Here is a 26778-nt window from a genome sequence, read left to right as displayed (position 1 = left end):
AAATGCTCAAATCCCTTGGCCTGCCTGACATCTGCCGCCGCAGGCCTCAAGGCGGCGGTGGTAGGCTGACCAATCCAGGCTGGCCCGCTCCATGCTCAAGCTGCTCCTCGGGGATCCCAACGCCCGCAAGCTGAAGCGCTACCAGCCGATCGTTTCGGACATCAACCTGCTGGAGGAGGAGATCGCTCCCCTCAGTGATGATGAGCTGCGCAGCAAGACTGCTGACTTCCGCCTGCGGCTCGAGAAGGCCAACTCCCCGTCCAGCCAGCGCCAGCTCCTCGATGAGCTCCTGCCCGAGGCCTTTGCGGTGGTGCGCGAAGCCGGCAAGCGGGTGCTGGGCATGCGCCACTTCGATGTGCAGCTGGTCGGGGGCATGGTGCTGCATGAGGGCCAGATCGCCGAGATGAAGACCGGCGAAGGCAAAACCCTGGTGGCCACCCTGCCGGCTTACCTCAACGCCCTCACCGGTGCAGGCGTTCACGTGGTGACCGTAAACGACTACCTCGCCCGCCGCGACGCCGAGTGGATGGGGCAGGTGCATCGCTTCCTGGGCCTCTCGGTGGGCCTGATCCAGCAGGACATGGCACCGCCCGATCGACGCCGAAACTACGCTTGCGACATCACCTACGCCACCAACAGTGAGCTCGGGTTCGACTACCTGCGCGACAACATGGCGAACGACATCGAAGAGGTGGTGCAGCGCCAGTTTCACTACTGCATCATCGACGAAGTCGACTCGATCCTCGTGGATGAGGCGCGCACGCCCCTGATCATCTCCGGCCAGGTGGAGCGTCCCCAGGAGAAGTACATGCGCGCGGCTGAGATTGCCGCCGCCCTGGAGCGCGCTGAAGGCATGGCCAAGGATGGCATCGACCCAGAAGGAGATTATGAAGTGGATGAGAAGCAGCGCAATGTCACCCTCACCGACGAGGGCTATGCCAAAGCCGAGGCGATGCTTGGCGTTCTCGATCTGTTCGATCCCGCTGATCCCTGGGCCCACTACATCACCAATGCGCTCAAGGCCAAGGAGATGTTCGTCAAGGATGTGAACTACATCGTGCGCGGCGCTGATGCCGTGATCGTTGATGAGTTCACCGGTCGCGTGATGCCGGGTCGGCGCTGGAGTGATGGCCAGCATCAGGCGATCGAGGCCAAGGAGATGCTGCCGATCCAGCCTGAAACGCAGACCCTGGCAAGCATCACCTACCAGAACTTCTTCCTGCTCTATCCGCGTCTCGCCGGCATGACCGGCACCGCCAAGACCGAGGAAGTGGAATTCGAGAAAACCTACAAGCTCGAAGTCACGGTGGTGCCCACCAACCGGCCACGCTCGCGTCAGGATCTCGTCGATCAGGTCTACAAGAACGAAGCGGCCAAATGGCGCGCCGTGGCCTTGGAAACCGCCGAAATCCACCGGGCCTCCAGGCCGGTCCTGGTGGGCACCACCAGTGTGGAGAAATCCGAGTTGCTCTCCGGGCTGCTCACGCAGCAGGGGATCCCCCACAACCTGCTCAACGCCAAACCGGAGAACGTGGAGCGGGAGGCCGAGATCATCGCCCAGGCGGGGCGTGCCGGGGCCGTCACCATCGCCACCAACATGGCCGGTCGCGGCACCGACATCATCCTGGGCGGCAACTCCGATTACATGGCACGCCTCAAGCTGCGCGAAGTTCTGCTGCCTCGCCTTGTGCGCCCCGAAGACGAACATCAGCCGCCGGTTCCCCTGCCGCGCCAAACCGCTGCGGCAGGTTTCGGCCAGGACTCCTCAGCGGCGCCCTTGATGGCCCCGAGCGAAGCACGCGCCATCGGGGGTCTCTATCCCTGCACTCTCAGCGAGGAGAGCGAACGTGAGCTGGCGCATCTGGCCCGCGAGCTGGTCAAGGTGTGGGGTGACCGGGCCCTCACGGTGCTGGAGCTGGAGGATCGCATTGCCCAGGCAGCGGAGAAGGCTCCCGCCGAGGATCCCCAGATCCAGCAGTTGCGCCGCACAATTGCGCGGGTACGCGCCGAATACGACGCGGTGGTGAAGCAGGAGGAGGACCAGGTGCGCCAGGCCGGAGGCCTGCACGTGATCGGCACCGAGCGTCACGAGTCGCGCCGGGTCGACAACCAGCTGCGCGGCCGCGCCGGCCGTCAGGGCGACCCCGGCAGCACCCGCTTCTTCCTCTCGCTGGAAGACAATCTGCTGCGCATCTTCGGGGGCGATCGGGTGGCCGGTCTGATGAATGCCTTCCGCGTGGAGGAAGATATGCCGATCGAATCCGGGATGCTGACCCGCTCGCTGGAGGGGGCCCAGAAGAAGGTTGAAACCTACTACTACGACATCCGCAAGCAGGTGTTCGAATACGATGAAGTGATGAACAACCAGCGCAAAGCCGTCTATGCCGAACGGCGGCGTGTGCTGGAGGGGCGTGAGCTCAAGCTGCAGGTGATCGGCTATGGCGAGCGCACAATGTCCGACATTGTTGAGGCCTACGTGAACCCCGATCTCCCGCCAGAGGAATGGGATCTGGGCCAACTGGTGGCCAAGGTTCAGGAGTTCGTTTATCTGCTGGAGGATCTCACGCCCGAGCAGCTTTCAGGCCTCAACACCGAAGAACTCAAGGCCTTTTTGCGGGAGCAACTCCGCAATGCCTATGACCTCAAGGAAAGCCAGATCGAGCAGGACCGGCCCGGGCTGATGCGGGAGGCCGAGCGCTTCTTCATTCTCCAGCAGATCGACACCCTCTGGCGTGAGCACCTCCAAGCGATGGATGCCCTGCGTGAATCCGTGGGCCTGCGCGGCTATGGCCAGAAGGATCCCCTGATCGAATACAAGAATGAGGGCTACGACATGTTCCTCGACATGATGACCTCAATGCGCCGCAACGTGATCTATTCGATGTTCATGTTCCAGCCCCGGATCAGTCCTGCTGAGCAGCCGGCATCAACGGCAAGCCAAGCCTAAACTCAGGATGAGCAAGCTGTAGATTGCAGGCACCAATGGAAACCGTCTTCTCAGATTGGACAATTCTGAGTGCACGAAAGTCGACCACTTGATGAATAAATTGCGTTTCGTCGCCATCATTCCAAATACCGCCTCCAATAAAATACAGGCCTGGCCAAAGCGAACCACTGAAGTGAAATCTGATTGTCCAGCTCCCTCCCGCGTCTATCCGAATTGCAGGACAGTCAACTAATGGATAGACCTGGCCGGCAATCCTCTGACCGGCATGACTCGCGATGTGACAGCCACAGGCTAAATCTTCTAGTCCAGCCTTAGCGATGTACTCCCAGCGAAGGACAAAAGGGAGACCCGTCAACAAAACATTCGCCTCAACACCCTCCTCTGTCTCAATGACTACATCTTGGATGCAAGCGCCCTTGCCAGGGTAGATGATTGTTGACTGCGGATGCAGCGATGGGTCGTGCCAAAAGCGAGAGAATGAAGCGACTGGACTATCATGGCTGAGCAGACTCAGCTCTTTCTGCACCTCATCGCTGTCACGACGGCCAACCTGCTCTGATGTACCCTGTTCTTGAGATGTTGAGGGTGATGCCAGCACTTCCATGGCCTGATCCCACTCCAGGTCAGTGGCATTGCTAAGACGTTGATATGTCACCGTGATTCGATCGGGCCTACCCCAAAGCCGCAGTCTCCCACGATGAAGCAGGATCGCTTCATCACAATGCTGAATGATGACAGGGCAGCTATGCGTAACGAGCAGAATCGATGCTCCCTTGGCTTTCAGACGCCCAAGGTGGTCATAGCACTTTTTCTGAAACAATTCATCTCCAACGGCGAGCGCCTCATCGACGACAAGCACATCAGCATCAATATGAGCCTGCACAGGGAATGCCAACCGCAGCGCCATGCCGCTGGAATAGCTTTTGACCGGTTAGTCAATGAATGGTCCAATATCAGCAAAAGCCAAGATGTCATCAAACCGCTTTTCAATATGAGCCTAAGTCAGGCCCAAGCACGGCAGCATTCAGAAATACTTTTTCACGACCGGTAAAGTCAGGATTAAAGCCACTCCCTAATTCAAGCAGAGCTCCCACTCGGCAACGCACGGCGATGCGCCCAGCTGTAGGAGTGAGTGCGCCACAGATTAATTGAAGAAGAGTACTCTTGCCAGATCCATTTCGACCGACGATTCCGACTGTATGACCACGAGTAGGCCTGAAGTTGATTCCCCTTAGAGCCCAGAACTCTCTTAAATACTGTCTCCTACGCCCATCTAATGCCTGCAGCATGCGATCACAGGGATGATCATAAATTTGATAGCACTTGGAAAGATCTTCAACCTCAACAACAGATTCCCGACTGGGAGGCAAAATCTCAAAGGACATCGGCAAAACCTCGCTGGGCCTTTAGAAAAGCCCGGCGAAAACTCAGCCCACACATAAGAATGGCCAAACCAGAGTCTACGACAATGTACATTAGACTAGTGGGTTTACCTAGTATTGTCACTTTTCGAGTCTCTTCGATAATGAGACCAAGTGAATTGAGCCCCAGGAGCGGGGCCGGTTACCAGCGAACTGGAAGTGCGCTGAGGGTATAAAAGACAGCGCTGCTGACGCTTTCCATATGATGCTGATTCGCGGTAATTCATGTTAATAACCTACAACGCTTGCCAGCGCTTGGCAGTAAGAAGCAGAGCGAGTAACGAGCGACTCTTTTTGCTGTACGAGTGCATGTGATTGTTAGCTAACTTAGATCAGTCTCTCTTTTAAAATTTGCTTGAGTCCAATGGTTAATAGGATAGAAAGAAACGATATTGTAAAAAAGAAAGCGGGCTCTCCATGCAAATTCCTTATAAAGTCCAGGGTTTCCAATAAAAAAGGATGTACACAGTATAGGCCCAATGACACTGAAGAAAGCAACGTTATTGGACGAGAAGGTCTGTCCTTTAAATAAAATGATAAAGACAACAGCATGATTGCTCCTACCAAAGGAGAAGCCCTAGCGTAGGAAGGAAATTCCGTAGCCAATATCAATTTATGATTAGGATGTATAAATGATCCCCACTCAATTGTTGAAATAAGTAAATATATGATACCTATCATAAAAATGACCATTTTATTGGTTTTTATGATTTTCTGATAATGAACCATTAGTTTTGCTGCGAATATGGTTGGCAGGAATAGCAAAGGGTTCCAGAATGCTACAAGTTTCATGTATCGTGGGTCAAGCATATTTAAAATTGGAAAAGTGATATTAATGAGCACTATGAAACAAAATAATAGAAGCCAAGTTCCCCTAATAGTCCATTTGCGAACAAGCGATGCTATGATAGTAAGAAAAACCAAGGTGAATAAATAGTAGAATATGGAGTTACCACCTCTTATTATAAATTCTACTATTTCAGGACCATTCCAGCTAGGTATTTTTCTAGTGAATAGTAACCATAACCCAACCCAGAAAACATAAAGAATTATTAATTTATAGATTCTTAATAAGTCATCAATAATAGATTGCTGCTTTTTGAAAAATAAGAATAAAGACATCAAAAGAAAGGAGGGGACAGCTAGTAATAATATATTAAATTGAATGATGTCAAATATGTTTGGCGATTTTTCGACGTCTGAAAATAAGTTTCCAAAACTTGAGATAACCTTAGTGTGCACCGCAATGACAAAAAAAGGAAGAATAGCCCTTAACCAATCAAAGCCATATTCATAGTTTATCAGTTTTCTTTTATCCTTAATCATATCCTTTATTCAACCCCTCAGCAAACCGTGTTTAGCAGGGTCCGGTATCCACCACAGTTCCTGCCTCATTTGTAGCCTAAGATCCCTCATGGCTTCCGAGTCTAAGCCGGACACCGCCACGGCTCAGCGTCAGCGTCTGGCATCCTCTCTAAGATCAGTCAAATAATAGCGAGTGAGGCACTACGGCAAGAGGTCCAAGGAGGAGTTCGTTCAATTTGTCAACTTGACACTGGAGCATAGCAGTGACTTAAAACGCCACCAGTCCGTGCAGCTTGACCACTCGACATGAGAGTCCGACTACGTGAGATGCAGATCAGTTACAAGGGTGCAAGCACCCCTTGGGATTTGCAGTCGTGTCAGTTCAACGCAGCAGACCTACTCATTGAGGACATGTATGCCCTTGATAGGGCTGAGATCCTCGTAAGCCCTACATCGACACGAGTTCAACCTAAAATATTGAATCGAATTTCACCTGGCTTCGTTTTTCCATAAGCACATCTATAGTTCTGACTTTCTTTTTACGAGGTTTTGATCATATAAAAAGCGAATAAAGGGGGCCGCAAGCGAGGCGGATCCGGCAGCATTTAGGTGGTCTTTATCTCGATAGTACAGCAAGCCTTGATGAGACATTGAGCACCGGACATCACTTGATGGGCACAAATAAGAAAATGGCTCAAATACCCTAACGGCAGCCTCGCTGGACTCGGCTAGTTCATCCAAATACCGTTGAACCATAGAAATAGAAGGCAAGATATCGGAGCGAAGTATACTGCATTCAGCGCCCACTCTTAACCAGATACTAGACCGGCATCTATCTATCGTATCAACATCAAAGATTGGAGGAGGACCGATAATGACCAACGATACTCCCTTAGATGCTAAGACTTCCGACAGAGCAAGCAAGTTGTTTCCCCACTGTTTCAAGTCATTTGGCAAGCCTAAGTCATGATGTCGCTTAAAGAAGAGACGGGAGACGACTACAATGTCTCCATTATGGAATTGAAGCTGTGCACGATTATAAAGTATTTGCCGATCTTTTAGAAACTTCTTACTTGTCATTGGAAATGGAATCCCTGGCGTCTCAATAAGGTGAAACCCTGATCCCGTCTGCCTATTGACCTCTAGCAACAATCCTTGGAGATGACCAATATGACTATCTCCAAAGGCCCAGATCATGGGCTGATCGGAACTGCTAGAAGGGACTGTGCATTTTGAAAAAGTCATGGCATTTAATTTACGTCCTCTTCCATCAATGACACATTCCTGACTGAAGCTTAGCCCTGAGTCTCTAAGGGGTAAATAGTCTGGGGGAGCAGGCAGATCATTAATTCCACTTACAAGCATGGCAGGACTCAGCTGCTTTAATGTGGCCAGCCCCAATGCGGCAAGAAATGATCCAAAGAGACCAAAGAACAGTATTCCCGATTTTCGACTAGGCCAGTTTGATTTTCTTATTGGCACTTCAACAAATCGATAGGAGAATATTGCAAGACATAAAACAAGCATGAGTTGAAGTGGCACTGTCCACCATTGAACCCCAATCGTCCAACGGCTAAGCGAAAGAACACTCCAGTGCCATAGATACAAGGAATACGAGAGGAGGCCCAACGACACGACATAAGGATTAGTCAGGAGAGAAAATTCATAAGTTCCTGAGCGCAAACATGCGATCAGCAAAGCTGTCATCAGCACAATCCCAACCACCGGAATGACTGAATATTGAGCTGGGATCAGCATGATTCCAACAACAACGCCGACAATGGGCGATGCTGGAATCTGTGAAAGTCGCGCAAAGTGACTGGCATAATATGTTTGCCCAAGAAATAACAAGCAACCAATCCCTAGCTCCCACATGCGTGCTGGCATTAGGTAATATGACAGCACTTGATTGGCCTGATAAAGATAAATGAATATAGCCAATGAACTCAAAGACAGAGCACTCATTAGCATAATAAAAGATCGCGGCCTGTTTGCCTTCTCAGGGCCAGTCCGGCATAGCCAATATATAAACGGAAACAAGAGATAGAATTGTGCTTCAACAGAGAGCGCCCAAGTATGTGTGAAAGGATTGAGCTCTGCAGCCGTTGCAAAATAATCCGTTGAACTTCTTATTAGGTGAAAATTGGACACTCCCAGCAAGGCGGCAATACCTGTTTTTAGAATTAAGGTAGGTTCGGAAATAAATAAGCATGCAAGAATGGCTGTGAACAGAACGAAGACAATAAGTACAGGCAAAAGTCTCTTAAATCTTCTAGAATAAAAGCCAAGTGTAAACTGCCAAAAAGATTCACCGCCTCTCCCCATTAGCGAAGAGAGAATCACGTAGCCCGAAATAACAAAGAATATGTCAACTCCTAAATAGCCGCCAGGCAGGAGCCTCCTGTTAAAATGATTGACGATGACGGCAATAATTGCAAGTGCTCTGAGCCCGTCTATCTCCTTCCTGTAGGCTGGACGTAGCGACTCATCTAACGGGACACGTTCTTGCATTGTGTTAACTTAGAGGTCTGTAGGCGATCTTGACGATGAGATTGTTCCACGATTGGAGGCTTAATGATGCCTACTTCGAGACAGCATCAAGGGCGACACAAATAGGTGCTTTTCATGCCTAAAGTATCTGAAATTGACACAGCGCAAACGTTGCTGGCGTCCCTGCTAAAACTCAGAACATTTAGCAGCCCAAACATCAACACGCCTAGAAGAAGCTGATTCCATAGACGTTGGTTAGACACGCCCTCACCTCCTCCTTCCTTCCCGCCGATTGCGTAGCTTGAGTTACATGTCAAGCAGTGGGAGAGGCTTGGGCCAGAGATGCAGGCCTCACGTACTCTGATCGGACAGAAACCCTGATCTGCAGCAGCACTCACACAAAGGACGCCGTCTACTCGCGCATGACTCCACCCACTCCTGAAACAGCCACTAAACTGCATTTCTATTGTGAAAATGACCAAAGACAATATAAGACTATCACCTCTTGAGGGCAACCTGGCATGAAATTAGTCGAGTTCAGGGGCGATCCTTCAGGCCTACGCGAGCACGGTCACAAGATTGATATCGTGTGTTCTGCATATAAACGGCCTGGCCAACTTAAAGTTCTAATCCAATGCTTCCTCAATCAAGAGGATGCTAACTGGAATCTGCACGTCATTCACGATGGCCCATGTGAAAGTTTCTCTCAACTTGGAAGAACATATCGCAATGACAACCTGCAGTGCAAGTTCAGCGCCAGCCAAGAACGATCCAACGACTATGGTCACTCACAAAGAGCAAAAGGGCTTGAGCAGACAACTGCCGATTACGTACTGATTACCAATGACGACAATTACTACCCACCCTCATTCCTTTCATATATTAATTCCGCAATTCACTCGGTTAACCCGGATGTAATTCTTTATGACATGGTTCATGGGCACCATTTTCCTGGTGGTCGCTATCAACTCTCGAATTGCTTATTTCAAGTTTACTTCGCAAGGGAATCGATCGATATAGGCGCCGCCATTGTTCGTGGGAGCTTAGCTCGAGAGGCCGGGTTTCACGGAAGAGATTTTTCTGCTGATGCTACATACTTCGAAGACATCAAAAGAATAGCGGGGCCAGACATACTGATTGTCAAAATACCGAGGATTCTCCTATATCACAATTAAAGAGACTCTCTCCTCTGCCAGCAGACTTGACACCAATCCATTCCGATTACTGCAACGACAAAGAGGCTTGATGGAGCAAGATCGATCGGCATCCACCCTTGGCCAAGAGCAGCCCCATGCCACGCAAGCGCCACAATGCCGAGAGGCTGCTCAACAGGGGGGTCGTCAGACACAACATAGGGCTTCCTGAAGATCTCCAGACCGCTTGCAGTGCAGTGGATCTGGGCACTTCTATGGCGGTATAATGTGCGCAAATCGGCTGGATTGAGCCGAAAAGCTGCACCAAGTTTTCCACATGTACCGCCGCAAGGAAGGCAATCAGCTCTCCTTTGATGATTTCTTCCTCCCATTCGGCGGGAAGCTCTCGGGGGATAACCGCTGGGTGAAGTTGGCGGATCTGATCCCTTGGGATGAGCTGGAGCATCACTACGCCTCGCAGTTTTCAAAGGGGTTCGGAGCGCCTGCCAAGCCTTTTCGCATGGCCCTTGGTGCCTTGATCATCAAGGAGCGCTTGCAGGTCACCGACGAAGAGCTCGTTGAGCAGATCAAGGAAAATCCCTATCTTCAGTTCTTTCTTGGCTTGGAAGGCTTCCAGTTCGAGGCACCGTTTGATCCCTCGATGATGGTGTATTTCCGTCGTCGGCTGCCAGAGAAGACCATCAATGACTGCAACGAGCGGATCGTCCGGCATGGCAAACAACAAATTGCACAGAATAAACAAGGCGACAATGATGATCCTGATGATGGTGACGGATCAGTGCCTGCCGCTCTTGAACGCCCCAGCCAAGATGCGAAGGCGCCCAAGAGGCATCAAGGAATCCTTCTGATTGACGCCACATGCGTGCCCAGCGATATTCGCTATCCCACTGATCTCTCTCTTCTCAATGAAGCCCGCGAAACGACAGAGAAGCTGATTGATGAGATGCACAAGCAAGTGCGTGATGTGTTTGGCCACAAACCAAGAACCAACCGGCGTCAGGCCCGTCGTCAATTCCTGGCGGTGGCCAAGAAGAAGCGTCCGCGCCTCAGCAAGATTCGCAAGGCCATTGGTCAGCAGCTCCGGCATCTGGCTCGAAACCTGTCCAGTATCGATGCTCTGATCGCCTGCGGTGCAAGAGTTTTGGCGGCTGGTCGCCATTGGTATCGCAAGCTGTTGGTGATCAGTGAGCTGGTGAGGCAGCAAAAGATCCTGTATCACTCAGACACCAGAAGTATTCAGGATCGAATCGTCAGTTTGACACAACCCCACATCAGGCCAATCGTTCGTGGCAAGACTAGAAATAATGTTGAATTTGGTGCCAAGATCTCGATCTCGGTCAGTGGCGATGGATTTGCATTCCTGGATCGTCTCAGCTGGGATCCCTACAACGAAGGAGAAGACCTAAAATCCCAGGTACGCACTTTTCACCGTCGCCATGGCTTTTATCCAAAGGTTGTCTGTGCTGATCAGATCTATCGCACACGATCCAACCGCGCCTTTTGCATGAGGCATGGAATTCGCTTGAGCGGGCCGCGTCTTGGCAGGCCAAAAAATGATCCTGATCTCGTCGCTGCAGAGAAGAAGATCGCTCTAGATGATCAGAGGCGGCGCAACGGTGTAGAGGGGAAGTTCGGCCAAGGGAAGCGCCGTTTCGGGCTTGGGCTCGTTCGTGAGAAGCTGGCCGAGACCTCAGGTTGCACCATCGCCATAAATCTGTTGGTCATGAACCTCGAGAAGCTCCTGGAGCTTCTTGTTGTATTGATTGCCATACTCCAAGGCTTGCTAATGGCATGTATCGCCTCTGAGAGGCGTCCCACGCTGCTCATTTCATCGGGACTGAGTTTGGCTACATGCTGAGATGATCACGGCGCAGGCATCTCTGGATCAGAGGCTGGCCCGAGCAATAGCTTTTTCAGGAGGCCCAACATAATTCTGGCTTGGCTCCTTAGCAAAAAACTTACTCATCCTCAATATTGATAGGATCACTGAGAGAGTCTGGGGTTGCACCCATGCCTAGCCTACCAATACCAAACTTTACAAGTGCGGCGAGTAGCATTCTTGATTCCGGGGCCTTGATTCCCAAAGCGTGAAGCTCTGCAATACTTAGAGACTTCTTAGACTCAAGTAGACATATCAACTGAGGAATTTGGCCACCTAGAAGAAACTGCAGAAAATCCCTTACCATGGCGCTATTGAGCCATTCTGGAGGAGTGCCGTCATCATCTATTATAATCTTAGATGCTTCAAAGCTCGTGGAAGCATGATGAGCAAATATGCTTGCATAGCTACCATGAAACCGTGAAAGATTCCTGCTTCTTTCATCTGATTCTCGCACTTTCGAGAGTTCGCCCCACAACTCTCGATATTGCTCTGCCACAACCTTGCCGCTAAAGTTATCATTATATTTTTGCAAGCTTGCTTCGGCCATGCCCTGGCGCCTTTCGGAATCGCGCAAAAGGATGGTCAAGGAGCGCTCAAGCGCCTCCTCATCAACAATAACTCCCAACGACCTGATGCCAATCATCATATCATAATCGACTAGTCCAAGCCGGTAGAGTACCTCTAGCTTATCGGCACCATCTAAGGTCAAAAGAACATCATAGGTTGGCACTAGGAATCCGCTGACATCAGGCGTGACAAGATCACGATAGCCGTCCCAGTCACTCACGACCAACGGCAGTTCGGCAGCCATTGCCTCTATCAAGGACAGGCCAAAGGTTTCCTGAAGGTTGTCGGCTGGAGATGTGAATACGTCAGCTGCAGCAAGGGCTTCCCACTTTTCATCCTCACCCGCGGGCTTAGATCCACCTACTCGTATAAAATTAAGACCGTCAAACGAATGCTGAAGCTCATCATAGGCAGCAATAATTTGCTCGTTAAAAGCATGGCCGCATTCGATCAGAGTGATGCCTGCTGTATGCTTGGCAAGCTTTGCTAAGACTCGATAGAGGGGCTGGGGATGTGCTTTCGAGTGAAAGCTGAGCCTGCCGACAAAGGCAACAACAAAGTTCTCTGCAGGAATTCCTAACGCATGTCTTGCTCTAGCTCTGCGTTCCCTGCGACTCAGCTCCGGTGCATAAGCTTGCCGGGCGTCCACGGTCAGGGGAATGATGGGCAGAAGGGGCCCTGGAGGCCGTGCAAGATCTGGCTGATTAAACCTGCGACGGAGCAACTCCATTCGTTCCTCCATGCATCGTTCAACGACTTTTCTGCCAGCTCTGGATGTGCAAACAAGCGCATCCCAAGGGTAGAGGGGGGCAAGGACAAGATCCTCTAGCGAATTCAGGACCTGAGAGGAGCAGAGAGTATGAATTACCCCTGTGATCGAGAAGGCCCTAGGCTCATCCCATGGTCTGAGTTGACACCACTGGGAGAGATCTGGAGCTGGAACATGAAGGTTGCCCGCTTCCCGGGCGACCTTCATAGACAGGCCGCGCTGGATCCGAAGCTTACCACTGGGTGCCAAATGACGAACCAGGGCTTGTTGAAGCGTCCACGCATCACTTTCACTAATAGTAATTGCTGTCAGTAATTCGCCAGCCCTTAGATTTGAGGCAAGTGCTTGGGCAAAATGACGTCCGGCCACCCTTCGGCCTAATATTTGATGGCTTTGGGTATCGAAGGTCTCGCCAGGCAAAAATAATGCTGCCGGATAGTGACTGTTCATTCTTCACCGAGTCAATTGTGCTTTCTAGCCTGGTCATCCAAAGCAGCCTCCCACTGAGGTGTAACTCCAGTTGTGGCAAGGGATGGGTTGATCTGTGATCCTTGCCCATTGTGCCGCCTCCAAGCTCTGCCAACTCCTGGGCTCGCTTGAAGAGCGCGGGCGGGAACCGAACTAGGCTGGTGATCTCGGATGCTCACCTGGGCCTGACAGCCGGGAGCGCTTGTTGCGCAACTTCTTGAGCCCTGTTCCCAAGCGGCAAGGCTTCTCAGAAGGAGTAGGCCGGCCAGATCATCGTGGCGGCATCCAACCAAGCCATGTCCGTGATTGAAGCCGCCCGAGCCTCTGGTGGGGGGTCGGCCTGTTGCATGTTGCACCTCTACTTGAACTATCCATGTATTCCCAGCCATATACCTGGCTCAGATCAGACCCAAAGCGGAAGGCGGTAGCGAAGTTTTGTTAGAAGGAGACCAGCCAGAACGACGGCGATCAGGTTGAAACTGAGCACCAGGAGCTCCGTTCTCAACTGCAAGCGCCCTTCAATCAGGGCATCTCGAACCGGAGCCAGCGCTTGATAAAAAGGGTTAAAATCAGCCAGAAATTGGAGCCTTCCCAAGCCTTCCCGTTTGTAGAGGATCGGCGAGACCAGGAAAAGCAGTTGCAGAACGATGGGCATCAGTTGGGCAAAGTCCTTGAATCGGGCGCCAAGAACTGCCATTAACACGATCACCCAGAAGGTAAAGAAAGCCAGATTCAGCAATGGAAGCCAAAGGAAGCTGACGGCATTCAACAATAAGGAGGGCTGGATAAACGCAAATGCCGCAAAAACTACGACGAAAGCCTGGGCAAAGGTTTGAAGCTGAAAAGCCCACTCTTCCAGGCAATAGAAGACGCTTGGCATCGCGTTACTCAGCAACTGCTCCCTGCGTTGAATGAACAGCCCGCTACCAGCCAGTGAAGCCTGACTGATCAGGCCCCAGATCGTGATACCAAATCCAAGATAGACGATATAAACCGACGGATCGGCAACTTTCAGCACAGTGCTATAGACGACTCCAAGAACAGCCACACTCAGCAGATTGCTCAGTCCCATCCAGAAGCTCCCGAGGGTAGTGCGGCTGAATCGTGCCAACGTCCTCAGCCAGGCGCTGTACCACCAGGCCCGAGCTGTCCGGTAGCCGTAGAACAATCCCTGGCCTTGTGCAGGCTTGGCTTCCCGCAAATTCATAATCCCAGCCGATTCAATGGCCATCCTTCAAGCCACTCCCTGGCTATAGACCTGAATCGCCTGATCCAGAGGGCCATCGAACACCAAGTGGCCATGCTTGAGCACAAGGCCGCGAGTGCAGAACTGGGAGAGCAACTCGTTGGAGTGCGACGCCAGGATCAATGTACCAACCTCCCCCAGAAATCGCTTGAGCTGGTGACGGGCCCTGGAGAGAAACCACTGATCGCCTGCACCGATCCCCTCATCGAGGGCCAGAGCCTCATGGCGAAAGGAGGTCAGCAGCCCGAACTGAAGGCGGGTGCGCATACCTTCGCTATAGGTACGGATCGGGAGATGAATGAAATCAGCCAGTTCGGTGAACTCCGTCAGTTCTCTGAGGAAGGGATCGAAACCCTCGATCGTGTTGCAGTTGAGTAAGTAGTGGGCTCGCGCCGCATGGCGACCACTGAGATCGGAGTCGACCCAGAAGCCTTTATTGATCAGCGGCACCACCTGTGCATAGCGGCGTATCTTGCCTCGAGTGGGCCGGTACACATCGGACAGAAGCCGCAACAACGTGGACTTACCAGCCCCATTATGACCCAGCAGAGCAACACGTTCCCCTTTCTGAATGGTGAAGGAAAGATCATTGAGAGCTGTGACGGCCACAGCACCGCCTCTGGTGCGGTTCAGCAGACCGCCGGTCAGCCCTCCCACCAGAGCCGATTTCAACGAACGGCTGCCAACCCCTTCCACAGGGATATCAAGGCTGACGCCTTCCAGTTCAACCAGGGGCTGATGGAGGGAGTTGAAAGACTCGCTCATGCTCGTGAGCAATCCTCGACACCTGCAAGCATCAGCCTCAACCCGCAGCGACTGGCGGCAGCGTCGCCATCAGGCTGCCCATCTCAAGGGCCTGAAGGGCATAGCTCCAGCCCAGGTTGCTCTTGATGCCGGCCCGCTCCAAGGCCTGCTGCATGGTGTCCGTGGTGAGCACGCCGAAGATCACCGGCACACCCGTGTCGCGTGACACAGCCGCCACCCCCTTGCTCACCTCGGCGCAGACGTAATCGAAGTGGGGGGTGTCGCCCTTGATCACCGCACCCAGGGTGATCAGCACCTGATAGCGGCCCGAGGCCGCCAGGCGCTGGGCCACCAGGGGAATCTCAAAACTGCCGGGCACCCAGGCCAGGTCCAGCTGCTCGCTGCTGGGGCTGGTGTCGATGCCGTGGCGGGAGAGGGCATCGAGGCAGGCACTGAGCAGCTTGGCGGTGACCAGATCGTTGAAACGACCCACCACGATGCCGATGCGCAAGCCGCTGATGTCGGTGAAGCGGCCTTCAAAAACGGTCAATGGACTCAGGCCACGAAGTAGCTCATGCCCCAGTTGAGCAGCACCAGGGCCACCCAGGCCGCTCCACCCAGCAGGATCAGGCGGTTGGAGCGGCCGCTGTCGTCGGTGCTGGCGTAGAGCACCGGGACCGCCACCACAAGGGCAAACGACATCACCACCAGGGCCAGAACGGTGAGGGTGTTGAGGATCTGCATGGTTGGGAGGGCGGGGTGCGCGGTCCCTGGCGCGCGGGCCGGGGCAGGCAGTGGCTGGATTCTCCCATGGGGCCTCCGGAATTTCCCGGCCCGGCCCGGCCATCCTTCACAAGTTGTGGGCACCACCCGGCCCTCCTACGATCGCTCAATCCCTGAGCAAGCCGTGGCCACGCCGCCGGAAGAACAGCTCTCGCTGGTGGCTGCCCTGGGCCTGGAGGCCACCCCCGCCCCGAGGGGCGCAGCCAGGACAGCCTCCACCGACGGCCCCACTGGCGAGAGCGATGACGAGCTGATGGCGGAGGCCGCCGCCCGCCCCCGGCGGCGCCAGGCCAGGGCGAGTGAGCCCAAAGCTGTGAGTCCCGAGCCGGCCGCGGGGTCCGTGGAGTCGGCCGAGCCCGGGGATGCCGCCGAGACGCTGCCCCCCTGGCACCACCACGGCCTGGTGGATCCCGAGGCCCTGCCGCCGGTGCTGCGCCACTACGTGGAGCTCAAGGCGGCCCACCCCGAGCGGGTGTTGCTCTACCGCCTCGGCGATTTCTACGAGTGCTTCTTCGAGGACGCCATCCGGGTGTCGCGGCTGCTGGAGCTCACCCTCACCGGCAAGGAGGGGGGTAAACGGATCGGGCGGGTGCCGATGGCCGGCATCCCCCACCACGCCGCCGAGCGCTACTGCGGCGAACTGGTGCGCCGCGGCCTCGCCGTGGCGCTCTGCGACCAGCTGGAGAGCACCCCAGCCCCGGGCGCCCTGCTCCGGCGTGGGATCACCCGCGTGCTCACCCCCGGCACCGTGCTGGAGGAGGGGATGCTGGCGGCGCGCCGCAACAACTGGCTGGCGGCCGTGGTGCTGGAGCAGGGCCAGTGGGGGCTGGCGGTGGCCGATGTGAGCACCGGCGAATTCCAGCTGATGCAGCGCCAGGGCAGCGATCAGCTGCACCAGGACCTGCTGCAGCTGCAGCCGGCCGAGCTGCTCTGGCCCACTGCGGAGTCCGGCGAGCCGGCCTGGGCGCCGGAGTCGATCCACCGCACGCCGCTGCCGCTCACCCCCTTCACCCTGCCAGAGGCACGCCGCACCCTGCTGGAGCGCTTCGGCCTGGCCAGCCTCGAGGGTCTGGGCCTGGGCGAGGCGCCCCTGGCCCTGAGGGCCGCCGGCGGTCTGGTGCGCTACCTCGATGACACCCAGCCAGCCACTGACGACCCAGCTGACACCACCACCGCGACCACCGCCAGCCGCATCCCCCTGGATCGGCCCACCCTTCAGCAGCGCGGCGATCAGCTGGTGCTCGACGCCCAGACCCGCCGCAACCTGGAGATCACCCAGACCCAGCGGGATGGCCAGTTTCAGGGGTCGCTGCTCTGGGCCCTGGATCGCACCATGACCGCCATGGGCGCCCGGGCGCTGCGCCGCTGGCTGGAGGCCCCCCTGATGGACCTGGCGGCGATCGAGCGGCGCCAGGAGGGCATCGCTGTGCTGGTGCAGCAACGGCCCCTGCGCCTCGCCCTGCGCCGGCTGCTGCGGCCCATGGGCGATCTGGAGCGCCTCTCGGGCCGGGCCGGGGCCGGCAGCGCCTCCGCCCGCGACCTGGTGTCCCTCGCCGATGGGCTGGAGCGCCTGCCCCGCCTCGCCGCCCTGCTGGAGCCCGCGGCCGCGGCCGTGTTCGCTCCCCTGCAGCAGGCCGAACCAGAGCTGGCACAGCTGGCGGCCCTGGTGCGCCACACCCTGGTGGAGGCACCACCGCTCAGCCTCAGCGAGGGGGGCCTGATCCACGACGGCGTCGACGGCCGCCTCGATGGGCTGCGCAACCGGCTCGACGATCAGGACCAGTGGCTGGCGGCCCAGGAGCAGGAGGAGCGCCGCCGCAGCGGCATCCCCACCCTGCGGCTGCAGTTCCACCGCAGCTTCGGCTACTTCCTCTCGGTGAGCCGGGCGCGGGCCGAGCGGGTGCCCGAGCACTGGATCCGGCGCCAGACCCTGGCCAACGAGGAGCGCTTCGTCACCCCCGAGCTCAAGGCGCGCGAGGGCCGCATCCTGCAGCTGCGGGCCCGGGCGGCCCAGCGGGAATACGAGCTGTTCAGCCAGCTGCGTCAGCAAGTGGGGGAGCTGGCCGGACCGATCCGCCAGGCCGCCCGGCGCGTGGCCGGCCTCGATGCCCTGGCCTCACTGGCAGAGGTGGCCGCCTGCCATGGCTACTGCCGGCCGCAACTGGACCACAGCCGCTGCCTGCAGGTGGAGGCGGGACGGCACCCCGTGGTGGAGCAACTACTGGTGGAGGAGTCGTTCAGCGCCAACGATCTGCACCTGGGGGAGCAGGGGCGCCCCGACCTGGTGGTGCTCACCGGGCCGAACGCCAGCGGCAAGAGCTGCTACCTGCGCCAGAACGGGTTGCTGCAGCTGATGGCGCAGATCGGCAGCTGGATTCCGGCCCGATCGGCCCGCCTCGGCCTGGCCGATCGCATCTTCACCCGGGTGGGGGCCGTCGATGACCTGGCCAGCGGCCAGTCCACCTTCATGGTGGAGATGGCCGAGACCGCCAACATCCTTCACCACGCCACCGACCGCTCCCTGGTGCTGCTCGATGAGATCGGCCGCGGCACCGCCACCTTCGATGGTCTCTCGATCGCCTGGGCCGTGGCGGAGCACCTGGCGGCGGGGCTGCGGGCACGGGCGGTGTTCGCCACCCATTACCACGAACTCAACGAACTGGCCGCGCTGCTGCCGGGCGTCGCCAACTACCAGGTGCTGGTGGAGGAAACCGGCGACCACCTGCTCTTCCTGCATCAGGTGCGTCCGGGCGGCGCCAGCCGTAGCTACGGCATCGAAGCGGCCCGGCTGGCGGGCGTGCCGCCCCAGGTGGTGCAGCGGGCCCGTCAGGTGCTGGGGCGGATCGAGGCCAACAGCCATGTGGCCGTGGGCCTTCAGGCCGCGGCCTGATTCAGCCAGGCCCGGCGCAGCAGGGCGTTGCAGGTGGCGCCCACCAGGCCGGCGCCACCCTTGCTGCCTTCGAGCCGGATCTGGGGCAGATCACTGGCGGCCAGCCGCCGCTTGCTCTCCGCCACCCCCACGAAGCCCACCGGCATGCCGATCACCAGGGCCGGCCGGCTGGCGCCGCCGGGCTGATCAAGCAGACGCTCCAGGGCGGTGGGGGCGCTGCCGATCAGCACCACCGCCCCGGGGCAGGCCGCCAGGGCCGCCGCCATGCCCTCGGCCGTGCGGGTGCCGCCAGGCGGCGCCACAGCCGGCGCCCACTCGAGGATGCTGCGCACCGGGTTGGCGAAGGTGCGCCGGGCCATCGGCGAGACGGCCGCGGCCGCCATGGCCGTATCGGTGAGGATCACGGCCCCCCCAGCCAGGGCCTCCAGGCCCAGCGCGCAGGCCTCGGCGCTGAAGCGAAGGTCAGCCGCGATGGCCAGATCGCCACTGCTGTGCACCAGGCGCTCGAGCACCTCCTGCTGCACCGGGTCCAGATCGGTGGGGCCCAGCCACTGGCGGATGCGCCGCACACTCTCGCTGAAGATCGGATGATCCAGATCCAAGCCAGGCCGCCCCATGCCCATCCATCTCTACTGGGGTGACGACGAGGCCGCCAGGACCCGGGCGATCGACGAGTTGATCAGCAAGGAGGTGGACCCGGCCTGGCACAGCATCAACCTCACCCGCCTCGATGGCTCCGACACCGCCCAGGCGGCCCAGGCCCTGAGTGAAGCCCGCACGCCGCCCTTCGGCAGCGGTGCCCGGCTGGTGCTGCTGCAGCGCAGTCCCTTCACCAGTCCCTGCTCCGCCGAGCTGGCAGGCCAGCTGGACACCTGCCTGGAGCTGATTCCCGAGAGCTGCCACCTGGTGCTGGTGAGCAGCGGCAAACCCGATGCCCGCCTGCGCACCACCAAGGCGCTGCGCCAGCGTGCCCTGGAGAAGAGCTTTCAGCTGCCCTCGGCCTGGGATGGGGCCGGCCAGGTGGAGCTGGTGGCGCGCACGGCGCGGGAGCTGGGGGTGACCCTGGCGGCAGGGGCAGCGGAAGCCCTGGCGGAGGCGATCGGCAGCGACAGCGCCCGGCTGAGCAGCGAGCTGGAGAAGCTGGCGCTTTACAGCGGCGAGGCAGCGGTTCAGGTGGCGGCGGTGGCGGCCCTGGTGGGCGGCCACAGCACCACCAGCCTGGCAGTGGGGGATGCTCTGCTGGAGGGGAACGCCGGCGCGGCGATCGCCCTGGTCGATGACCTGCTGCAGGCGGGGGAGCCGGCCCTGCGGCTGGTGGCCTCACTCACCAGCCAGGTCAGGGGCTGGCTGTGGGTCAGTTTGCTGGAGAGCCGCGGCGAGCAGGACGTGGCCGTGATCGCCAAGGCCGCCGGCATCGGCAACCCCAAGCGGATCTACGTCATGCGCCGGCAGATCCGTGGGCGGACCCCCGCCCGGCTGCTGACCCTGCTGGCCCAGGTGCTGGAGGTGGAAGCCGCCCTCAAACGGGGCGCCGAGGCCGGTGAGGCCTTCCGCGATGGGCTGCTGCTGGCCACCGCCCGATAATCGCGGCATCCCATCACATCTGCCGATCGGAATGGCCCTGCTGGTTCAGAAATTCGGGGGAACCTCCGTTGGCAGCGTGGAGCGGATCCAGGCGGTGGCGCAGCGAATCGCCGCCAGCCGCGAGCGGGGTCACGACCTGGTGATCGTGGTCTCGGCCATGGGCCACACCACCGATGAACTCACCGCCCTGGCGCGGGCACTCTGCCCTGAGCCCCCCCAGCGGGAGATGGACATGCTGCTGGCCACGGGCGAGCAGGTGTCGATCGCCCTGCTGGCGATGGCCCTGCACAGCATCGGCGTGCCGGCCGTGTCGATGACGGGACCGCAGGTGGGCATCGTGACCGAATCGGCCCACGGCCGCGCCCGCATCCTCGAGGTGCGCACCGAGCGGCTGCGCAAACGGCTCGAGGAGGGCCAGGTGGTGGTGGTGGCCGGCTTCCAGGGCACCAGCAGCGGCAGTGCCGGCACGCCCGAGATCACCACCCTGGGCCGGGGCGGCTCCGACACCTCTGCCGTGGCCCTGGCCGCGGCCCTCGGGGCCGACGCTTGCGAGATCTACACCGATGTGCCCGGAGTGCTCACCACCGACCCGCGCCAGGTGAGCGATGCCCAGTTGATGGAGGAGGTGAGCTGCAACGAGATGCTGGAGCTGGCCAGCCTTGGCGCGGCGGTGCTGCATCCCCGCGCGGTCGAGATCGCCCGCAACTACGGCGTGCCCCTGGTGGTGCGCTCCAGCTGGAGCGACGCCCCCGGCACCCGGCTCACCAGCGGCAGGCCCCGACCGATCGGCAGTGAGGGGCTGGAGCTGGGCCGTCCGGTGGACGGGGCGGATCTGGAGAACCAGCAGGCGGTGCTGGCCCTCACCCGGGTGCCCGACCACCCCGGGGTGGCCGCCCTGCTGTTCGAGGCTCTCTCCGCGGCGGGGCTGAACGTGGATCTGATCGTGCAGGCCACCCATGTCGGCGCCAGCAACGACATCGCCTTCACCCTCTCGGAGAGCCAGCTGGAGGGCGCCCGAGAGGTCTGCCGGAGCCTGCTCCAGGAGCTGGCGGTGGAGGAGAGCGCCCTGAGCACCCAGGCGGGGCTGGCCAAGCTGAGCATTTCCGGGGCCGGGATCATGGGGCGGCCAGGCATCGCCGCTCGCCTGTTCGACACCCTGGCCCGCTACGGCATCAACCTGCGCATGATCGCCACCAGTGAAGTGAAGGTGAGCTGCCTGGTGGAGGGCAGCCAGGGTGCGCGGGCCCTGCGTGCCGCCGCCGAGGTGTTCGAACTGCAGGAGCACCAGCTGCGCCAGAACCCGCTCCCCTGCGACGTGAGCGATCCGGCGGTGCGCGGCGTGGCCCTCGACCGCAACCAGGCCCAGGTGGTGGTCCGCCAGGTTCCCGACCGCCCCGGCACGGCCGCAGCCGTCTGCCGGGCCCTGGCCGACGCCGGCATCAGCCTCGACACCATCGTCCAGTCGGAGCGCACCCACGGCTCCGGCCCGCAGCTCAGCCGCGACATGAGCTTCACCCTGCGACGCGACGATCTCAACCGAGCCCGCGGCGCCCTGCAACCGGTGCTCGCCCCCTGGCCCGAGGCTCGCTTCGAGGAAGGCCTGGCCATCGCACGGGTGAGCGCCGTGGGCTCGGGCATGCCCTGCACCCCCGGCACCGCCGCCCGCATGTTCCGGGCCCTGGCGGAAGCCGGGGTGAACATCGAGATGATCGCCACCAGCGAGATCCGCACCAGCTGTGTGGTGGCGGAAGCCGATGGGGTCAAAGCCCTGCAGGCGGTGCATGCCTGCTTCCAGCTGGGTGACAGCACCAGCTACACGCTGGAGGCCACGGCCTAGTGCACTGGTTGCGCCACCGCCGCTGGCTGGCCCTGGCCGCGGGCCTCGATGCCCTGGGGGTCTGCCTGCTGGCGGCCTGGATCGACCGGGAACGGAATGGCTTCCTGGACAATCAGCTGGGTCTGCTGGCGATGCTGGTGGTGACCTATCTCAGCCTCGGCTGGCTGTTCGGGTCGTTCACACTCCTCAAGACGAGCCGCCTGCGCTGGAGCCAGCTGGTGGTGCGCCTGGCCATCACAAGTGCGGCCACCACGGCCGCTGGCGCCGTGGTGGGCTGGCTGCTGCGCACCGCGCCGGAGGTGACGCTGCTGCACCGCGGCAGCCTGATGCCACTCTTCACCCTGGCGGCACTCTGGAGCGGTGGCGTGCGGCTGCTGCTGCGCCAGCTGGCCCACTCCACCCGACAGGACCAGTGGGACATCGTCAGTCTTCCCGACGAGCAGGAGGCGATCAGGGCTGAATGGGAGCGAATCGGGGGCATGCGGGCTCCATCGATCCATGTCTTGGGTGAAGACTTTCTCAGGCATGAAAAGGGGCCGGATGGCAACGAGAGCAGCGGCCTTGCCCTCAGCCAGGGAGTGCTCAAGCGGCCCGATGGACTGGAGTCCTGCTCCCGGGCCCTGGAGGAAGGCCGCCCCGTCACCTCCCTGGCGCTGGCGGCCGAGCAGGAGTTGCAGCGGATTCCGCCCCGCTGGGTGGTGGATCAGTGGCTGCTGTTCTCCGATCGCTCCGTGCAGCGCATTGGGAGCTTCGAGCGACAGCTCAAGCGCTATGCCGACGTGATGGTGAGTCTGCTGCTGCTGCTGCTGTGTTCACCGCTGCTGGCCATCACCGCCGCGTTAATCCGCCTGGGCGATGGCGGACCGGTGCTCTACCGGCAGAAGCGCACGGGCCTGCAGGGCAAGCGCTTCAAGGTGATCAAGCTGCGCACAATGATTCCCGATGCGGAGGAAGAGGGAGAGGCGATCTGGTCGGGTCCGAACGACGGGCGGATCACACCGGTAGGCCAGTGGCTGCGGCGCACCCGGCTCGATGAGCTGCCCCAGCTGATCAACGTGCTGCGCGGTGAGATGAGCCTGATCGGCCCGCGCCCGGAGCGGCCCGAGCTGGAGACGGACCTGGAGCGGCGCATCCCCAACTACCGCCTGCGCCACTGGATCCGGCCGGGCCTGAGCGGCTGGGCCCAGGTGAACATGCCGTACACCTCCACGGTGGAGGACGCCGAACTGAAGCTGAGTTACGACCTCTTCTACCTGCGCAACAGCAGTGTCTGGCTCGACCTGCTCATCCTGTTCAAGACAATCAAGATCGTGCTCAAGGCCGCTGGGCGCTGAGCGTCAACTACGCCCCACCAGTTTCTGACGCAGCTTCTTGATGCGATCACGCAGATTGGCGGCCTCTTCGAATTCAAGATTCTTGGCGGCGGCTTTCATCTTGTCCTCCAGCTCCAGGATCAGCTCCGGCAGGGCATCGAGGGGCACCATCGCGAACGATGCCGGCTCGGCTTCAGCAGTGGGAGCCTCATCCTGGGCGCGCCTGGAGACCTCCAGAAAGCTGAGGATGGCATTGCCGGCCCGCTTGCCGGCAGCGCTGGGGATGATGCCGTGGGTCTCGTTGTAGGTCTGCTGGATCGCTCGGCGCCGCTCGGTTTCGGAGATGGCACGGGCCATCGAATCGGTGAGATTGTCGGCATAAAGCAGGGCCGTCCCGTCCACATGACGGGCCGCCCGGCCGATGGTCTGGATCAAGGAGCGCTCGGCCCTCAGAAATCCCTCCTTGTCGGCATCGAGAATCGCCACCAGAGACACCTCGGGCAGATCCAGGCCTTCCCGCAACAGGTTCACGCCCACCAGGGCGTCGAATTCACCGTTGCGCAGATCCTGGATGATCTCAATCCGCTCGATCGAATGGATCTCCGAGTGCAGATAGCGCACCCGCACACCATTCTCAGCCAGGTAATCGGTGAGGTCCTCGGCCATCCGTTTGGTCAGGGTGGTGATCAGCGTGCGCTCATCCCGCCCGGCACGCAGCCTGATTTCGCCGAGCAGATCATCCACCTGGCCCTCGGTGGGGCGCACCTCCACCACCGGATCGAGCACACCGGTGGGGCGGATCACCTGCTGGGCCACATGGCCGTGGCTCTGCTCCATCTCCCAGGTGCCCGGGGTGGCTGACACAAAGATCGTCTGGCGGGCCTTCGACCAGAATTCCGCGGCCTTGAGCGGGCGGTTGTCGGCGGCGCTGGGCAGGCGGAAGCCATGCTCCACCAGCACCTGCTTGCGGGCCTGGTCGCCGTTGTACATGGCATGGAGCTGGGAGCAGGTGACGTGGCTCTCATCCACCACCAGCAACCAATCATCGGGAAAGTAGTCGATCAGGCACTCGGGTGGTGTGCCGGCCGGGCGCCCTGCCAGGTGGCGGGCGTAATTCTCAACGCCATTGCAGTAGCCCACCTGCTGCAGCATCTCGAGGTCGTAGGTGGTGCGTTGCTCCAGCCGCTGGGCCTCCAGCAGGCGGCCCTGGCCATGGAGAACGTCCAGACGCTGATGCAGTTCGTCGCGGATGGCGGCGATCGCCGATTCGAGCCGGTCCTTGGGAGTGACGAAGTGCTTGGCGGGATAGATATTGATGGTTTCCAAACTCTGCAGGATTTCACCGGTGGTGGGATCGACGTAACGAATCGCCTCCACCTCATCGCCGAAGAGTTCAATGCGCACCAGGCGGTCTTCGTAGGCGGGGCCGATCTCGAGCACGTCCCCCTTGACCCGGAAGCGACCGCGCCCAACCTCGACGTCATTGCGGGAATACTGGTTGTTGACCAGCTCGCGCAGGGAACCGCGCAGGTTGAGGGCCTCACCCACCTGAAAACGCACCGCGGCCTTGAGGTATTCCGAGGGAATGCCGAGGCCGTAGATGCAACTGATCGAGGCCACCACGATCACATCCTGGCGCTCGAACAACGAGCGGGTGGCGGAGTGCCGCAGCATATCGATCTCTTCGTTGATCGATGCCGTCTTGGCGATGTAGGTGTCGGAGACCGGAACATAGGCCTCCGGCTGGTAGTAGTCGTAATAGGAGATGAAATATTCGACGGCATTATTCGGGAAGAACTCCCGCAACTCATTGCAGAGCTGGGCCGCGAGAGTCTTGTTGTGGGCCAGCACCAGGGCCGGACGGCCGGTGCGGGCGATCACATTGGCGATGGTGAAGGTCTTGCCGGTGCCTGTGGCCCCCAGCAGGGTCTGGTAGCGCTCACCTGCATCGACACCGTCCACGAGGGCCTCAATGGCCGTGGGTTGATCGCCCTTGGGCTCATAGGGAGCCTGGAGCTCGAAGCGCGCCATGGCCGCTGGATCCAGGTGGCTCCTGGACGAAGACAATATTGATCCTAGGAATCAGCCCACGCCGACTGCAGCGGAGAGGGAAGCGGCCGCCCGGGTGAAGCTCACACCAAGGCCGAGCCAGCCCAGGATCAAGGTACTGAGCACGCTGTAGACGATGGCGCCGAGGGCCGCACTGATCAGACCGTTCTTGAGCCGGAAGCCCTGGATCAACCAGGCCGCCAGGGCAAACAACACGATCGTGATCACCCAGTTGTAGACAGCTGTGATCGGCGTCACCAGACCACCCAGGCTGGTGATGGCCCAGGGCAGTGCCAGCACCAGCTTAAGAGGCCAGATCAGCAGCGTTCCCAGCAGGCCGATCACCACCGCGGAGAGCAGGGCGGTGCCGAAGCCACTGAACTCAACCCCGAGGGGCAGCACACCCACGATCAGCAGCACGACAGCCCGGATGGGCCATTGCAGAAGCCAGATGAACGGGCCCATGGAAGTCATCACGGCGTCGGCCTCACGCTAATCAAAGCCCCCTGACTTGGCCAAGTCAGGGGTGCCGAACCGTCACAGGCTGGCAGGAGGCCTCAGCCGACCACCTCGGCAACAGGCGCTGGGGCCAGGGCCTCACGCAGGCCGCGCACCACCGCCACCATGGCGAGTTCATCGTCGAGCCGGTTCACAGCTGAGCCCACACCCACCCCATGGGCGCCGGCGGCGATGGCCAGGGGCAGGGTGACGGCGGAGAGTCCGGAGGCGCAAAGGACCGGAATCTGCACCGCCCGGCTGATGGCGTGGGCCGCCGCCAGGGTGGGCGCGGCCTTCTCGATCAAGCCAAGGGCCCCGGGGCTGAAGGGACGGGCACTGGTGCCACCTTCGGTCTGGATCAGATCGGCGCCGGCGGCGGCCAGATCGCTGGCCAGCTGCTGCTGCTGATCCAGGGGGAGCCCATGGGGGACCGTGACCGAGAGCACCACCTCCGGCAGCAGCTCCCGGGTGCGCCGGGTGAGGGCGAGCACCTCCTCGGCGCCGAAGATCCGCCCTTCGGGATAGAACGAATCGAAATTGCCGATCTCCACCATCGCGGCGCCAGCGGCCACGGCAGCGGGGAACAGATCCGGATCAACGGCAGAGACACAGACCGGCAAGCCGGAGGCCGCTGCAGCCAGGCGCACGAGCTTCGGATCGCAGGCCACATCGAGCAGGTCGGCGCCACCAGCCCCAGCGGCCCGGCTGATCCGCTCCACGCTGGCCGCCTCGAAGTTGCTCAAGCCGGCGATCACCTTCAACAGCCGCCGCGAGTGCAGCGCCGCTTGCAGGGGGGCGGGCAGGCTGGTGAGGCGCGACATCGGCGAGCAG

At 59.5% G+C, this 26778-nt stretch carries 21 protein-coding genes; 8 read left to right on the top strand and 13 right to left on the bottom strand.

Features of this window, described 5'->3' with window-relative positions; genetic code table 11:
* Positions 1 to 91 precede the first annotated feature (91 nt).
* Positions 92 to 2947, top strand: coding sequence for a preprotein translocase subunit SecA (gene secA, locus WH5701_RS12610; protein WP_006172820.1), 2856 nt, complete (start codon positions 92 to 94; stop codon positions 2945 to 2947).
* Here the strand turns inward: secA and WH5701_RS17235 are convergent.
* Positions 2904 to 3602, bottom strand: a complete 699-nt coding sequence (locus WH5701_RS17235; protein ID WP_232201911.1) for a Wzt carbohydrate-binding domain-containing protein — start codon at positions 3600 to 3602, stop codon at positions 2904 to 2906. The two genes, secA and WH5701_RS17235, sit on opposite strands and share 44 nt — an antisense overlap.
* 42 nt (positions 3603 to 3644) lie before the next feature.
* Here WH5701_RS17235 and WH5701_RS18455 point away from each other — a divergent pair, with 42 nt between their 5' ends.
* Entirely contained in the window at positions 3645 to 3998 is a 354-nt protein-coding gene (locus WH5701_RS18455) for a hypothetical protein (protein ID WP_006172816.1), read from the top strand.
* Here the strand turns inward: WH5701_RS18455 and WH5701_RS18820 are convergent.
* The 3 genes from WH5701_RS18820 to WH5701_RS16910 all read right to left on the bottom strand — a co-directional run bounded on the left by WH5701_RS18820 (position 3934) and on the right by WH5701_RS16910 (position 8184).
* Positions 3934 to 4236: an ATP-binding cassette domain-containing protein gene (locus WH5701_RS18820; RefSeq protein WP_156776801.1), complete on the bottom strand. Its 303-nt coding sequence runs from the start codon at positions 4234 to 4236 to the stop codon at positions 3934 to 3936. The genes WH5701_RS18455 and WH5701_RS18820 overlap by 65 nt on opposite strands.
* Before the next feature lie 459 nt (positions 4237 to 4695).
* Positions 4696 to 5694, bottom strand: coding sequence for an acyltransferase family protein (locus tag WH5701_RS18815; protein ID WP_071934297.1), 999 nt, complete (start codon positions 5692 to 5694; stop codon positions 4696 to 4698).
* Positions 5695 to 6192: 498 nt separating this feature from the next.
* Entirely contained in the window at positions 6193 to 8184 is a 1992-nt protein-coding gene (locus WH5701_RS16910; protein ID WP_006172811.1) for an acyltransferase family protein, read from the bottom strand.
* A 500-nt stretch (positions 8185 to 8684) separates the two neighbouring features.
* On the opposite strand from WH5701_RS16910, the gene WH5701_RS16905 reads away from it, so the two are divergent.
* Together WH5701_RS16905 and WH5701_RS12595 are read left to right on the top strand one after the other, a co-directional pair.
* Positions 8685 to 9338 carry a glycosyltransferase family A protein gene (locus WH5701_RS16905; protein WP_071934296.1) on the top strand — a complete coding sequence of 218 codons (654 nt, stop codon included), beginning with the start codon at positions 8685 to 8687 and terminating at the stop codon, positions 9336 to 9338.
* A 295-nt stretch (positions 9339 to 9633) separates the two neighbouring features.
* Positions 9634 to 11175, top strand: coding sequence for an IS5-like element ISSysp4 family transposase (locus WH5701_RS12595; RefSeq protein WP_006170113.1), 1542 nt, complete (start codon positions 9634 to 9636; stop codon positions 11173 to 11175).
* 100 nt (positions 11176 to 11275) lie between these two features.
* Here WH5701_RS12595 and WH5701_RS16900 read toward each other — a convergent pair whose 3' ends face one another.
* The 5 genes from WH5701_RS16900 to psbZ all read right to left on the bottom strand — a co-directional run bounded on the left by WH5701_RS16900 (position 11276) and on the right by psbZ (position 15737).
* A complete protein-coding gene (locus WH5701_RS16900; RefSeq protein ID WP_232201909.1) occupies positions 11276 to 12496 on the bottom strand; it encodes a glycosyltransferase family 4 protein in 1221 nt (406 codons plus the stop codon).
* A gap of 910 nt (positions 12497 to 13406) precedes the next feature.
* Positions 13407 to 14234: an ABC transporter permease gene (locus WH5701_RS12585; protein ID WP_006172800.1), complete on the bottom strand. Its 828-nt coding sequence runs from the start codon at positions 14232 to 14234 to the stop codon at positions 13407 to 13409.
* A 3-nt stretch (positions 14235 to 14237) separates the two neighbouring features.
* Positions 14238 to 15014: an ABC transporter ATP-binding protein gene (locus WH5701_RS12580; RefSeq protein WP_006172799.1), complete on the bottom strand. Its 777-nt coding sequence runs from the start codon at positions 15012 to 15014 to the stop codon at positions 14238 to 14240.
* 37 nt (positions 15015 to 15051) lie between these two features.
* On the bottom strand, positions 15052 to 15543 hold the full coding sequence (gene ribH / locus WH5701_RS12575) for a 6,7-dimethyl-8-ribityllumazine synthase (RefSeq protein WP_006172798.1): 492 nt from the start codon (positions 15541 to 15543) through the stop codon (positions 15052 to 15054).
* 5 nt (positions 15544 to 15548) lie between these two features.
* Positions 15549 to 15737, bottom strand: coding sequence for a photosystem II reaction center protein PsbZ (gene psbZ / locus WH5701_RS12570; RefSeq protein ID WP_006172797.1), 189 nt, complete (start codon positions 15735 to 15737; stop codon positions 15549 to 15551).
* Positions 15738 to 15900: 163 nt separating this feature from the next.
* Here psbZ and mutS point away from each other — a divergent pair, with 163 nt between their 5' ends.
* Positions 15901 to 18666 carry a DNA mismatch repair protein MutS gene (gene mutS, locus WH5701_RS12565; protein ID WP_232201906.1) on the top strand — a complete coding sequence of 922 codons (2766 nt, stop codon included), beginning with the start codon at positions 15901 to 15903 and terminating at the stop codon, positions 18664 to 18666.
* Here the strand turns inward: mutS and WH5701_RS12560 are convergent.
* A complete protein-coding gene (locus tag WH5701_RS12560; protein WP_006172795.1) occupies positions 18651 to 19289 on the bottom strand; it encodes a precorrin-8X methylmutase in 639 nt (212 codons plus the stop codon). The genes mutS and WH5701_RS12560 overlap by 16 nt on opposite strands.
* Here WH5701_RS12560 and holA point away from each other — a divergent pair.
* The 3 genes from holA to WH5701_RS12545 are packed head-to-tail and all read left to right on the top strand — an operon-like array spanning position 19282 to position 23421.
* Positions 19282 to 20250: a DNA polymerase III subunit delta gene (holA, locus tag WH5701_RS12555; protein WP_006172794.1), complete on the top strand. Its 969-nt coding sequence runs from the start codon at positions 19282 to 19284 to the stop codon at positions 20248 to 20250. The genes WH5701_RS12560 and holA overlap by 8 nt on opposite strands.
* Before the next feature lie 31 nt (positions 20251 to 20281).
* Positions 20282 to 22087 carry an aspartate kinase gene (locus WH5701_RS12550; protein ID WP_006172793.1) on the top strand — a complete coding sequence of 602 codons (1806 nt, stop codon included), beginning with the start codon at positions 20282 to 20284 and terminating at the stop codon, positions 22085 to 22087.
* Between the two features lie 8 nt (positions 22088 to 22095).
* On the top strand, positions 22096 to 23421 hold the full coding sequence (locus WH5701_RS12545) for a sugar transferase (RefSeq protein WP_037981427.1): 1326 nt from the start codon (positions 22096 to 22098) through the stop codon (positions 23419 to 23421).
* Between the two features lie 3 nt (positions 23422 to 23424).
* On the opposite strand, the gene uvrB is transcribed toward WH5701_RS12545, so the two are convergent.
* From uvrB to WH5701_RS12530, 3 genes are all read right to left on the bottom strand, one after another.
* Positions 23425 to 25431, bottom strand: a complete 2007-nt coding sequence (gene uvrB, locus WH5701_RS12540) for an excinuclease ABC subunit UvrB (protein ID WP_006172791.1) — start codon at positions 25429 to 25431, stop codon at positions 23425 to 23427.
* A gap of 51 nt (positions 25432 to 25482) precedes the next feature.
* Complete coding sequence (locus WH5701_RS12535) at positions 25483 to 25914, bottom strand: phage holin family protein (protein ID WP_006172790.1); 432 nt, start codon at positions 25912 to 25914, stop codon at positions 25483 to 25485.
* A 92-nt stretch (positions 25915 to 26006) separates the two neighbouring features.
* The gene (locus tag WH5701_RS12530; protein ID WP_006172789.1) at positions 26007 to 26768 is read right to left on the bottom strand and encodes a DUF561 domain-containing protein; all 762 of its coding nucleotides are present in this window, start codon (positions 26766 to 26768) and stop codon (positions 26007 to 26009) included.
* Positions 26769 to 26778: the final 10 nt, after the last annotated feature.

The organism is Synechococcus sp. WH 5701 (assembly GCF_000153045.1).
GTDB classification, from domain to species: domain Bacteria; phylum Cyanobacteriota; class Cyanobacteriia; order PCC-6307; family Cyanobiaceae; genus Regnicoccus_A; species Regnicoccus_A antarcticus.
Note: the sequence above shows the minus strand (reverse complement) of the source record. Positions and strands in the feature narration are given on the sequence as shown.